10 protein-coding genes are annotated in these 12,389 nt (G+C 41.7%); 4 read left to right on the top strand and 6 right to left on the bottom strand.

The features are described from left to right. Window positions 1-203: 203 nt before the first annotated feature. The gene (locus tag F993_RS04550; protein WP_004656266.1) at window positions 204-1,625 is read right to left on the bottom strand and encodes a hypothetical protein; all 1,422 of its coding nucleotides are present in this window, start codon (window positions 1,623-1,625) and stop codon (window positions 204-206) included. Between the two features lie 557 nt (window positions 1,626-2,182). Continuing rightward, on the bottom strand, window positions 2,183-2,878 hold the full coding sequence (locus tag F993_RS04555; protein WP_004656264.1) for a DsbA family oxidoreductase: 696 nt from the start codon (window positions 2,876-2,878) through the stop codon (window positions 2,183-2,185). A 176-nt stretch (window positions 2,879-3,054) separates the two neighbouring features. Here F993_RS04555 and F993_RS04560 point away from each other — a divergent pair, with 176 nt between their 5' ends. Together F993_RS04560 and F993_RS04565 are read left to right on the top strand one after the other, a co-directional pair. After that, window positions 3,055-3,804 (top strand): hypothetical protein, encoded by a 750-nt coding sequence (locus tag F993_RS04560; RefSeq protein ID WP_004656262.1) that lies wholly within the window; start codon window positions 3,055-3,057, stop codon window positions 3,802-3,804. A 56-nt stretch (window positions 3,805-3,860) separates the two neighbouring features. Continuing rightward, window positions 3,861-5,666, top strand: a complete 1,806-nt coding sequence (locus F993_RS04565; RefSeq protein WP_004656260.1) for an ABC transporter ATP-binding protein — start codon at window positions 3,861-3,863, stop codon at window positions 5,664-5,666. A 41-nt stretch (window positions 5,667-5,707) separates the two neighbouring features. Here F993_RS04565 and F993_RS04570 read toward each other — a convergent pair whose 3' ends face one another. Further along, window positions 5,708-6,406, bottom strand: coding sequence for a YidX family protein (locus tag F993_RS04570; RefSeq protein ID WP_004656258.1), 699 nt, complete (start codon window positions 6,404-6,406; stop codon window positions 5,708-5,710). A gap of 410 nt (window positions 6,407-6,816) precedes the next feature. Here F993_RS04570 and F993_RS04575 point away from each other — a divergent pair, with 410 nt between their 5' ends. Both F993_RS04575 and F993_RS04580 read left to right on the top strand, forming a co-directional pair. Next, complete coding sequence (locus F993_RS04575) at window positions 6,817-7,239, top strand: lipocalin-like domain-containing protein (protein ID WP_004656257.1); 423 nt, start codon at window positions 6,817-6,819, stop codon at window positions 7,237-7,239. 308 nt (window positions 7,240-7,547) lie between these two features. After that, window positions 7,548-8,054 (top strand): hypothetical protein, encoded by a 507-nt coding sequence (locus F993_RS04580; RefSeq protein WP_004656255.1) that lies wholly within the window; start codon window positions 7,548-7,550, stop codon window positions 8,052-8,054. Window positions 8,055-8,104: 50 nt separating this feature from the next. On the opposite strand, the gene F993_RS04585 is transcribed toward F993_RS04580, so the two are convergent. The 3 genes from F993_RS04585 to fadB form a co-directional block, all read right to left on the bottom strand. After that, window positions 8,105-8,728 (bottom strand): PH domain-containing protein, encoded by a 624-nt coding sequence (locus F993_RS04585; RefSeq protein WP_004656254.1) that lies wholly within the window; start codon window positions 8,726-8,728, stop codon window positions 8,105-8,107. A 165-nt stretch (window positions 8,729-8,893) separates the two neighbouring features. Next, window positions 8,894-10,066 (bottom strand): acetyl-CoA C-acyltransferase FadA, encoded by a 1,173-nt coding sequence (fadA, locus tag F993_RS04590; protein WP_004656252.1) that lies wholly within the window; start codon window positions 10,064-10,066, stop codon window positions 8,894-8,896. Between the two features lie 12 nt (window positions 10,067-10,078). Then, a complete protein-coding gene (fadB, locus tag F993_RS04595; RefSeq protein ID WP_004656250.1) occupies window positions 10,079-12,232 on the bottom strand; it encodes a fatty acid oxidation complex subunit alpha FadB in 2,154 nt (717 codons plus the stop codon). Between the last annotated feature and the right edge of the window lie 157 nt (window positions 12,233-12,389).

Below are 12,389 nucleotides of genomic sequence, written 5' to 3'. Positions count from 1 at the left end.
AAGACTTATATATTGTTCTTGTGTTAACTTTTGATGATTAGTGCAATAAAATCAAGCACCAGAAACAAAAAGCAGCAATTTAACTGCGTAAAAAAATAGAGTGATCATAAGGGCTTAGCTTCATCTGTTCGGAAGCCGATTAATTGGGCGTAAGTAACTCATCCTTGAGTTAATGTATGGTGAAAATTTACTTTTTCTGATTTTTATATGGATTCAGACGCAGCGCTGTTTTCTAAAGCCTGATACAGGTCATGCACTGAAATAGGTTGCGGTAAACGGCTAATCACCTGACGAATCAGTTGCCAAGTATACCCATCAGCACGGTCAAGTAATAAGTATGGATAAGCCTGATCTTCATTGGACAGTTTGACGCGTTCTAGACCATGGATGATACGGATTTTTTGACGTTCTCTAAGCAAAATCACAGGTGTAAAAAAGGTCGCAGAGGTTTCATCAAAGGGAATAAATTTCTGGGTATTGATAAATGACGCAGGAATATAGGGATAGACGCGTTGATCTCGTTGCCAGACCAAAGTGCCATTCATAATACATTCATTAAACAAGCTTTCATGTTGATGATAGTGTTGTTTAAAGTTATTCCAGCTGGTTTGATGAATGGAACTGGTTCGGGTATGACGTTGATCGGTATAGGCTTGTAAAATGGTGGTTGCATATTCAACGCTATGGGTACCAACCAAAACTACATAATGTGAAAATTGGCCTTGGGCATAGAGTTGCTCAGCAATAAAAATTTGTGCCGATCCCCACAGTGGTTGTGCTTCATTCTCGGCTTTGAGATAGAGCCAATCAATTTTAATATTTTGATCAATCTCGTTATGCAGATCGACTCGATACAGGGATGGAAAGGTACGTGCATCGACCCGTTCCAAACGACAGAGCAGGCCATCTAAACTAAAATCATTCAAAGCCAAGGGTTTGGCCTTGTTGAGATTTGAAGAAGGGCTAAGATTTTGTCTAAAGCCAGGTTTTACACGGGGAGTGACTTGAGAGGTGGCTGTTACCGCTGCGGGTTGGATTTTTTCTTGAATAATGGCTTCAAGCTGTGATTGAAAGCTGGCACTCTGTTGCTTAATGATCGATAAACTATCTTTACGGTCAGTATGTTGATGATCTTCGACTGGAACCGGTTCTAGTACAGGAATCAAATTTTGAAGTTCATGGTCATTCTTAACATAGTCACGGGCATGCTGTTGTAGCCAGCGCAAAGCATCTTGTGATGAACTGAGCCATGGACTTTTCAGGAAAGAGAGAGCGGGACGAATCACCCAGACTTGCCAATGCTGACCCTGACGTAATGCGGCCCAACCCATATCGGCAGAAGCAAACAAGGCATTTTCAACACGACCCATAAAATTATAGGTACCGCGGTAGGTCATGGCATAACCATAATCGGCTAAGTCTGCTGCAGAAAACTCTTCATTTAGAATAAATTCTTTGAATGGCGTCAACTGATCCTGAAAGGCTGGATCGTCGCAAGATGCGCAAATGTCTTTAATCCGTTGTTTTGATTTGGCAATTTCAAAAAGTGATGTTTTATCATCATTCAGCCCGTTAACAAGCGTTTTAAGCTCATCAACCAAGAGTGCTTTCTCTAATACGTCCATCGATTGTTTCCTTAGAGATAGGCTTGAGCCTGTTTTAAATCATGAATCCGAAAAAGTGGCAGCAGTGCTAACAAGTTGTAATCAGTTATAGTCGATAAAGTATGCTGTTTTATCCATGTGACTGTTGCTGTTTTGCGCTGCGTTTAGCAGGGTATTTTGATCACAAAAGATTGTCACTTTATGACGATTATAGAAGAAAAGGAGGCAAAATCTATAGTGGTCGAGTTAGTAAAAAATCTCATTTGAGTATTCTAAATCGAGATATGCATCATGGTTTGTCTTTGAAAATAAAAACATTTTAAAAGAATGAATCGGATTAATAGATCAGAAGGTAAAAGATCATCTATAAATCTTTGAATGAATTGTGATCACTTTCACATATCTGCTGGTGAAAAGCTCAGCAAATAAAAATCCAGCAGCATTGAAATTATCATCAACATCGATAAACGGTATTTTTCCAAAGATAAAAGACTGAAACAAAAGGGGATTCTAAAAACTGAAAGATTAAAAAAACCGCAGCCATAAAGCGATGAATGCGGTTTTAGCCTAGATCAGGTTTAATGCTTAATTTCGCATTGATCATCATGACATTGAGCGGCATCGGTTTGCTCAATTTCGGCATTCGATGAGCTTTGCGCTTGCTGTAAGGCTTGCAAGAAAACTTCACGCGGTTGTGCACCTGAAAGTGCCAGCTTTTGCTCAAAGACAAAAAATGGAACGCCCGTTACTTTGAGCTGTTCATGTGCGATTTGCTCATCATGGCGCACAAAATCGGCTAATTCGTCCGAGTCCAGTACATATTCAACTTCGGCATTGTCTAAGCCAATCCGAGAAGCAATTTCTTCAACCACTTCACGCTCGCCAATCGCAAGACCTTCGGTCATATAAGCATGGAAGAATGCTTCTTCTGCTTCATTGCCCAAACCTTTGCTTTGGGCAAGGTGAATAATACGATGTGCATTAAAACTATTGCCTGAGTTGGCTTTTTGCCATTGGAAATCGATGCCTTCTGTCGCGGCCATGGCTGCAACATTACGCTCCATATCTTCCATCTCGGCATAGCTACGACCATATTTCTTTGCGAGTCGTTCGGTGTTCGACGTCTCATGTTTGGCTGGCGCATCCGGGTCCAATTCGAAACTATGCCAGTGAATTTCTAGTTCAATGCCTGCTTCTTCAGCAACATGTTCAAGACGTTTTTTACCGATATAACAAAACGGACAGACCACATCTGACCAAATATCTACACGCATGGAGGATCTCTACAATTCTTGTTAAACAGATAATAGGGGCGAACACGATCAATTTAAAGCGATGAAAATGTAATGCTCCGTTACGAGAAGTGAAATAAAAAGGGCTATAACTGCATGTGTTTTATCGATTAAACTGAATTCAGAACATAAAAAATATAATGAAATTTGGAGGCTGTATGCGCCGTTTTTTAATCTTTGTGATAGTTGTGGTGCTTTGTATTGGTTCTTTTTTCTTTTATCAGCATACGCTGAAACAACGTGCCATCGATAATCAGCAGATGTTTGAGGTGGTCATGTCTGAAAAAATGCGCGAACTCTATGATCAAGCGCAAGACTGGTCTACCCCAGTACAACTGGATATCCATGATGATCGTTTGGCGGGTGATTATAAGTTGATGTCCGAATTCTTATTGAACTATTGGATGCAAAATGTAGAAGCACGTAATCGTTATTTACGTGAACTCAAAGCCGCCAATTGGGATACTTTTTTAGATGTTGAGCGTCTGGATCAGGACCGCAAGCAGAACTATAAGGACACTGAGCAGATGTTTGTGCAGGTGCGTAAGGCATCCACTGAATATGAGCTGACACGGCAACAAATTCAGGCTAGTGCTATGCAGCAGGCAAAAAGTTTGGCGATTCAGAATGAAATGCGAAGTTCGCTCCAGGCCAAATTGGAGAATAATCTGAAAGCAGATAAAGCGCATGATATTTTCCCAATCGAGCAGCAAATCATCGAAAAGGCACAAGCCATGTTCGATATGCTGAAGCAATATCAGTGGCAAAGAAAAGACAAAATGATCTTGTTCCGCGAGACCGCTCAAGTGAAAAAATTCAACACACTCTATCAAGATGTGTTAAAGCTGAACGCCAAGATGGAGAAGATTAAACAGAATAATGCTGAGGTTTTAGAAGACGAACTGTAATCAAGATCGATCAGGTCACTGTCAGTGTAGGCATCGAAGAGGTAGAGCTCAACACTATGAATTTATGGCAGCTATTTCATAAAGTAAAACCATTTGTGCTCCCCTATAAGTGGCTGGTTGCAGTGACTTTGGTGCTGACCTTGATTGGTGCCTTAACCGCACAGGTGAATGCGCTGACTTTGCAATATGCAGTTGATCAGATCAATGCGGTGGTTGAGTCAGGGCAGGGCTTAAATGCAGGTTGGCATATTCTGCTCACCATCAGTGTGATTTTATTGAGCAAAGAAGTGCTGAATATTTTTCTTCAGTTTGGACAAAAGTTTTTTGGCGAGAAATTACGGATTTTGATTTCACAAGATGTAGCACAGTCGATCATCGTGAAATTTCTACAATATCGTCTGGCCTTCTTTACCCAAGATGATAACCAAGCAGGAAAATTACAGACTCGGATTGATCGGGGGATTGGTTCGATTACCCGACTGGTGCAAATCTTCTTTATTGATATTTTTCCGTTATTTAGCAGTGCCATCATTGCCCTGTGTCTGATGTTCTATGCCAACTTCTGGATTGGCTTGGTGGCGTTGAGCATTGTGCCAATTTATTTCTGGATTACCTTTAAGCAGGCGCAGAAACTCAGTGGCACACGACGTAATTTACGTGATGGTCGCGAGCGTAAAAGTCAGGGGACTTTAAGCATCATTCAGTCGATCACGGTGATTAAGTCATTTAATCGTGAGCAAATTGAGGCGGAAAAACAGCTGACCTTACAAAAACAACTGACTGATGATCAGATGAGAACCCGCCAACTCAGTTTTCTATTTGATGGCTTAAAAACCTTTATTGAACAGATTGGCGTGGTCTTTATTATCATTTTAACGGCCTATTTTGTTTTGGTCGGTGATATGAGCATCGGCATGATCATGTTTCATATTCTGTTATTCAATAATGTCTCTGCCCCAATTCGTTCCCTACATCGAATTTACGATGAAGTGAATGATGCGATGATCTATGCAGAAAGCTTTTTCAAAATCTTAGAAGCCGATGATGAAATAGAAACCTCTGGAGAACTGAAACCACAACCATTGACGGGTAAGTTTGAACTCAAGCAGGTGAACTTTTTTTATCCCAATGGTTTTCATGCACTGAAAGATATCAACCTCACCATACAACCCAATAAGATCACGGCTTTAGTAGGCTTGTCTGGTGCGGGGAAATCGACTTTGATCAGTCTATTAGATAAATTCTATTTACCACAGACAGGTGAAATTTTACTGAATGGAAGCGCATTGACCGAAATAGATACCCAATATCTACGTGATCATATAGGCTTAGTCCTGCAAAAGAATCATATTTTTCAGGGCACAATTGAGGAGAATATCCGCTACGGTAAGATGGATGCGACGCAGGCTGAAATCACCCTTGCGGCAAAGAAAGCCTCGATTCATGAGCAGATTCTCAAATTGCCGTTGGCCTATCAATCCGATGCACTCTTACTGTCAGGTGGACAGCAACAGCGTATTGCGATTGCTCGGATGTTCTTGAAAAATCCACCGATTATTTTTCTGGATGAACCAACAGCAAGTCTGGATGCGATTGCAACCGAACAGATCAAACATAGTTTGGATGAGATCAAACAGGGGCGTACCGTGATCATCATCTCACATAGCCTGTCACAGATTATTGATGCGGATTATACCTATGTGATGCAAGATGGCAGGATTGTGGAACATGGTGAGCATCATCAGCTTTATCAGCAGCAAGGGGTGTATAAAAATATTTTTGATGCGATGGCGAAGAGCTTAAATATCGAAAAAATTTCCAAGACCTTTGAAGGTGATGATGAAGAGGAAACCCATAGTTAGCAGCTCTTCATCATGCGATTTGAAAGGATTTTAGCTCAGGATTAATCAAAAATCTTGTCCGCAGCTTGGAATGGGAGGCTTACCACATCAATTGCCACAGCAAACGGTAGCAGCACCAGTTTTTCTAGCGGATTTAACCCTGATTTAGATTTATAGCTTTCTTCTTTCTGGGTATAAATGGTGACTTGATAAGCTTTGCTCAGCGCTTTTAATGTGCTGAGATTATTGGCCGCAGGATAGACCACACCCGCCAGTTTAATATCAAAGCAGAAGCGTTGTGCCTGCATGCGTTCATCACTTGAAGAAGAGCATTCTTTAGCACCATTTTCAATGAAAAACTCCAGGTCTTTCTTGCTTAAATCTTCTTTCAGCTTCACATAGGAAAGTGGCAAGGTGCCAGAAAAATGCCCGTCATTCTTTTCTGAATAGAAATTGAGGTCACGGGTGATCTGAATATTTTTCGGATCCAGTTTGCCAATTAACGTCACGAACTGAGCGCCACCTTGGGTCAGGATATAACTGTTCTTTTGCCCAGCAATCACAATACTGTCTTTCGGTAAATTTGCTGCTGCTTGAGCCGGACGGCCAAAAGCAACCACATTGTCTTCAATCAGGGTGACTTTGGCGGTACGGGTGTAGGAACGGTTATCTTTTTTGATCAGGGTGGAGGTCGCACAGCCTGTCGCAAGGACTGACACTATTGCTAAGCCGAGAAGAGTTCTGGTTGGTGATATGAACATCCGTATATGCCTTATGATATCTTGGGTCTTAAATTTTAAAATATTGGGTTTTGTATGAAAGTAATAAAAGACCCGAAAAAAAGCTAGTATCTTGGCTGTTTTATTCATCCTTAGATAAGTTTGGGGTTGGATCCTTACAAGATGGTGGCGCTGTTATCATGGTTAGGAAATTTACGTCATAAGAAATGAGGGAGAATAGTACTTCGATAAAATCAATTGATTTATTTAGTGCGGGAGGGAGGGCTGTACGAGATCATAATACGGCTAAATGCTTATCGGGCATGATGATGTAGAGTGTATTGATTCGGTGTATTTCTTGAACTAAGATGAAGCGGTCTGAACTGAAAACAGATTTGCTTCAGGGCATTGTAAATAACAGAAGCGTAGCGAGAGAAAACAAGAAGTTTATTATGAATAGATATATAACCGTTAAATTCTTTTCTATCTGTTTAATTTATTTTAGTACTTTGAGCACTGTTCAAGCCTATGAGCAGGCACAATTAATAGGTAACTGGGCAATGATACCGTTAAAAAACGGGGTTGCGAATGTTGCTACTTTTGATGATCAAGGCAATACAACACTTTACCCATTTGAATGTGACTTTAAGAATAAAACGTTTAAAGCAGAGCCAAAGAGAGAAGGTCGATACGTATTAAGCAATGATCTGATAAAGATATCTTTGGGTACGCAACCTACAATTAATTTAAAAATTATTAAGTTAACTGATACAGAAATGATACTCCAAGAAAGTTTGGATGGCAGTTCGTTATCCGCCTTGAATTTGCATGATATTAAGGTAAAAGAAATTCAACCACTTTGCGCTAATCATTAACCTGTTTCTTAAAGAGCAAGTTTAACCATCCCAACAGGATGGTTTTGTCTTTTTTTCAGAAGCGGGCATTAACACCCATATGATTTAGATGGACGCACTTGGGTATTTTCGTTCAATTCCTTGTTCCCATAAGCCATTTTGGACGGCAGTAAAAGAACGGCACAACCGATATGTTGCGTAAATTCGAGTGAAATTTACCGTTTATCTGACCTCTACTGAATCAAACATCACTTTGCTGTAGCCTATTTATCAGATGCTTTTATTTAACTCATTATCTTCTTATGGATGAGGGATGTTTGGAGCAAACGATGAATTTTCTAAAACGATCCGTCCTGATCACTGTATTGGCTTTTATAGGCATACCTGTCGTACAGGCAAATGATGAAGTGACCTCATTGCCGACCATTCGGGTCATGGCTGAATCTGAACTACGTGAAGAAGTTGGATTTGTTCCCTTTCAGGAAGACAAGCAAGTCCGTCAGGCGCTGCAACATTATGTCTATAAATTACATAATGATATGCAGAATGCTGGTGTGACTGAAAGTCCGACAACAGTGACTTATCAGCCTGTGGCAGCACAGCCAGATCTATCCCAATACTCGCCGGTTTTGCAGCAATACATTCTTGCTGTTGCGTCAGGTCTACAGTCTTCTGACCCAACCAATGGCATTTTTAAAATGCTGGAACCATTGAATATTAATCGAAATAATATTGATGGAATTCGTAATGGTACGATTAAGTTGAATGCCGATGATATTTTGCGATTACAGCAGCAAATTCAAGATGGACTAAGAGGCTTTAAACAGCCCTATTAAATTATCTGATTGAATAAAGAAAAATCCCCGCACATTACGGGGATTTTATATTATTGCTTTAGATAACGTTCAAAAATAGCAGAGAAATCATAGTCTTCAATTTGTTTTCGACGCTCGGTAAACTTGTTTTCAACTTGCAGGGTCGTTTGCGAAATAATATCAGGTAGATTCAGTAACACCTGTTCTGGCAACTCACGCAGCGAGAACATACCGTTTACGGCTTGCTGTGTTTGAACCAGAGTGGTGTATTGACGTTCAATTTCTTTACATGCTTCGCCAATACTAAATAGGGCCTTATATAAGTCACGTACTTTTTCGATTTGGGCTTTCTCAATATCAATTGAATAGGCTGCACCACCCAACTGGAACTTGATTTCAACATCGCGATCAATGGTTCCTGCGGTTTCAAGTAGCACTCGGCTGATTTGATAGTGCTTATAGGGATAACGGTTTAGGGTTCTCTTCTTGCTGACCGCACTGGTACCATCGAGATGGATAAATGCGGTGTTGGTAAAGCAGTATTCATCCGTTTTTGCTTTGATGAGGAAGAAGATTTTTTCATTGTCTTCATGGAAAATATAGTCATCAATATCCGTTTTATCATAATCTTGAGGTTCAATAATCTTACCGATATCACTGGTTCCCATTAAATCGGCTGCCATATTTTTAAACATTGTTAGAACCTTATTATTTGTTGGAATAGCAATCATAATTTGCCGTGTATTGTTCTGTCTACAGTGGGTATTTGTATTTTAAGAATTCGATACAACCATGAAACGAATTTTGATCGCATAAAAAAATCCCCGCAAAATGCGGGGATTTTTTTATCTCAGTGTTGATTAAACACGTTCGATAATGGTCGCGATACCTTGACCAAGACCGATACACATGGTCGCAAGACCGATTTGTGTATCTTGTTGTTCCATCACGTTCAACAAGGTTGTCGTGATACGTGCACCAGAACAGCCCAATGGGTGACCCAATGCAATCGCGCCACCATTCAAGTTGATGATGTCTTGTTTTTCATATACGCCTAGGCCTTTCATCACTGATAAGCCTTGAGCAGCAAATGCTTCGTTTAACTCGATGGTTTGGATATCCGCCATGGTTAAACCCGCACGCTTAAGCGCTTTTTGCGTTGCTGGTACTGGACCATAACCCATGATCGCAGCGTCACAGCCTGCAATTGCCATTGAACGAATCACCGCACGCGGTTTTAAACCCAATGCTTGAGCACGCTCAGCAGACATCAGCAACATTGCAGATGCACCGTCAGAAAGCGCAGAAGACGTTGCTGCTGTGACTGAACCACCTTTAGGATCAAACACTGGTTTCAATGCTTTGAATGCTTCAAGGTTGGCATCCGCACGAATGACTTCGTCGATGTCACAAAGGATTTTGAAGCCATTGGCATCATGGCCTTCAACACCCACGATTTCGTTTTTGAAACGACCTTCTTGAGTTGCAGCCCAAGCACGACGGTGAGATTCAACACCGAAAGCATCTTGTTCTTCACGAGAGATACCGTTCATACGACCTAACATTTCAGCGGTTAAGCCCATCATGTTCGATGCTTTCGCATAGTGTTTAGATGCTTCTGGGTTAAGGTCGATGCCGTGCATCATACCGACGTGGCCCATGTGCTCAACACCACCAATGATGAACACATCACCTTGGTTGGTTGCAATTTGTGCAGCAGCCGTGTGGATTGCTTGCATTGAAGAACCACAAAGACGGTTGACTGTTTGACCGCCAGCAGTTTTTGGAATGTCAGCCAATAAACCAATGTTACGAGCAATGTTCATCCCTTGCTCTAAAGTTTGGTTGACACAGCCCCAGATTACATCTTCAACTTCGTTGGTATCAAACTGGTTACGAGCAACAAGTGCACGTACTAATTCAGCAGATAAACTGTCGGCACGTACATTGCGGAACATACCGTTACGTGATTTGCCCATGGCAGAACGAACGCCATCAACAATCACAACGTCACGTGGATTTAAAGTAGCCATTCACGTCGCTCCTTAACCGTAGAATTTTGTGTTGTTAGCAGCCATGTCACGCAACATTTGTGGCGCTTCATAAGCCTTACCTAAGTGTGCATATTTGTCGCAAAGCGCAACGTATTCAGCAACACCTGTTTGGTCGATATAACGGCATGGACCACCACGGAATGGAGGGAAACCTACACCCATGATCATCGCCATATCTGCTTCAGATGCAGTGGCAACGATGTTGTCTTCTAAGCAACGAACAGTTTCGTTACAGAAAGCAAGCATCATACGGTCAATGATTTCTTGGTTGTCAAACTCGCGTTTTTCGCCAGTCACGAAAGGTGCAATAATTTCGTATGCTGTTGGATCAACAGTTTTCGCTTTCTTACCTTTCTTGTCTAACACGTATTTGTAGAAACCAACGTCATTCTTTTGACCAAGACGTTTTGCTTCGTACATCGCTTCGATTGAACCTTTGTAGTCTGGCTTCATACGGTCAGGGAAACCTTCAGCCATTACTTCTGCGCCATGAACACCTGTATCGATACCAACAACATCGATCAAGTATGCAGGACCCATCGGCCAGCCGAATTTCGCCATCACATTATCCACTTGTTGGAAATCTGCACCGTCTTTTACAAGTAGGTCAAATGCACCAAAGTAAGGGAACAATACACGGTTAACCAAGAAACCTGGGCAGTCGTTAACAACGATTGGTGTTTTACCCATTTTTTGAGCAAGAACCACAGTTGTTGCGATCGCTTCTTCAGACGTCTTTTCACCACGAATCACTTCTACCAGTGGCATCATGTGTACTGGGTTGAAGAAGTGCATACCTACAAAGTTTTCAGGGCGTTGTAATGCTTTCGCTAAACGTGTAATTGAAATCGTTGAAGTGTTAGATGCAATGATCGTGTTTTCACGAACATGCTTTTCAGTATCAGCAAGCACGATTTCTTTAACTTTTGGATTTTCAGTCACGGCTTCGATCACGATATCCACTTCTTTAAACTCGTCATAGCTTAAAGTTGGACGGATGCGAGCCAGTGTTTCACCCATTTGCGCAGGTTTCATTTTCTTGCGTTCAACTTGCTTGGTCAGTAAGCCATTCGCTTCTTTCATACCGAGAGCAAGTTGTGGGTTACCAATGTCTTTCATGATGATTGGTGTGCCTTTGCTTGCCGCTTGGTAAGCAATACCCCCACCCATGATACCCGCACCTAATACCGCTGCTTGGTTAACAGGGTGAGCACCTTTCTCATATTTTTTCGCAGTTTTCTTCACCACTTGGTCATTGATGAATAAACCGATCAATGCACCTGCTTGTGGCGTAATCGCTGCTTTTGCAAAACCTTGTGCTTCTGCTTTTAACGCGTCATCACGGGTTGAGCTTGCACCAGCTTGTAATGAATCAAGCAATAATTTTGGCGCAGGGTATTGAGCTGGGTTTGCTTTCGCAAGAACCGCACCTTTCGCCGTATTGAACGCCATCATTTGTTCTAGTGGGTTCAACTTGATTGCGTCTAATTTTTCTTGACGCTTTGCTTTCCAGTTCAAACGACCAGCAATCGCTTGTTTAACGAGGTCAACAGCAGCTTCTTGTAATTTGTCAGCAGCAACAACCGCATCTACAGCACCATCTTTCAATGCAGCAGCAGGTTTTTTCGGGTTCGCCATTGCCATCCATTCAACGGCATTGTCGATACCGATTAAACGGCTTAAACGTACGCTACCACCAAAACCAGGGTAGATACCCAATTTGATTTCTGGTAAGCCCACTTGCGCTTGTTCTGACATCACACGATAGTCACACACCAAGCACATTTCGAAACCACCACCCAGTGCTGTACCATTGATTGCAGCAACTTTAGGTAGATCTAAATCTTCAAAGCTGTTGAAGATTTCGTGTACAGGCATAAGCCAATCAACAATCGCTTGCTCACCTGCAGCGAAGTTATCGCCAAACTCTGTGATGTCAGCACCAACGATGAAGGTGGATTTGCCAGAGGTAACAACTAAGCCTTTAATATCGTTATTGGCTTTCACTGCAGCAATTGCTGCTTGGAAGTCTTCGATGGTTGCACGGTTAAATTTATTAACCGACTCACCTTGTAAGTCAAAGCGGAATTCTGCAATTCCGTCCGCAAGCATTTGGACGGTAATGGCATTGCCAGCGTGGATCATGCCTGATCTCCCTTGTTGTGGAGGATTCTGAGTTGATGTCATAAAGCGTATGTGCAGTTCAGCACACAAAAAAAGCTTCGCTAATCTTACGATAACTATATCCAAAAAGGACATAACAAGTTGTATCAAGCCGTGACGCTAGGGTCATCAATTTATT

The organism is Acinetobacter proteolyticus, assembly GCF_000367945.1.
Classification (GTDB): Bacteria; Pseudomonadota; Gammaproteobacteria; order Pseudomonadales; family Moraxellaceae; genus Acinetobacter; species Acinetobacter proteolyticus.
The sequence above is the reverse complement of the archived record's forward strand: the minus strand, read 5'-3'. Positions and strand labels throughout refer to the sequence as shown.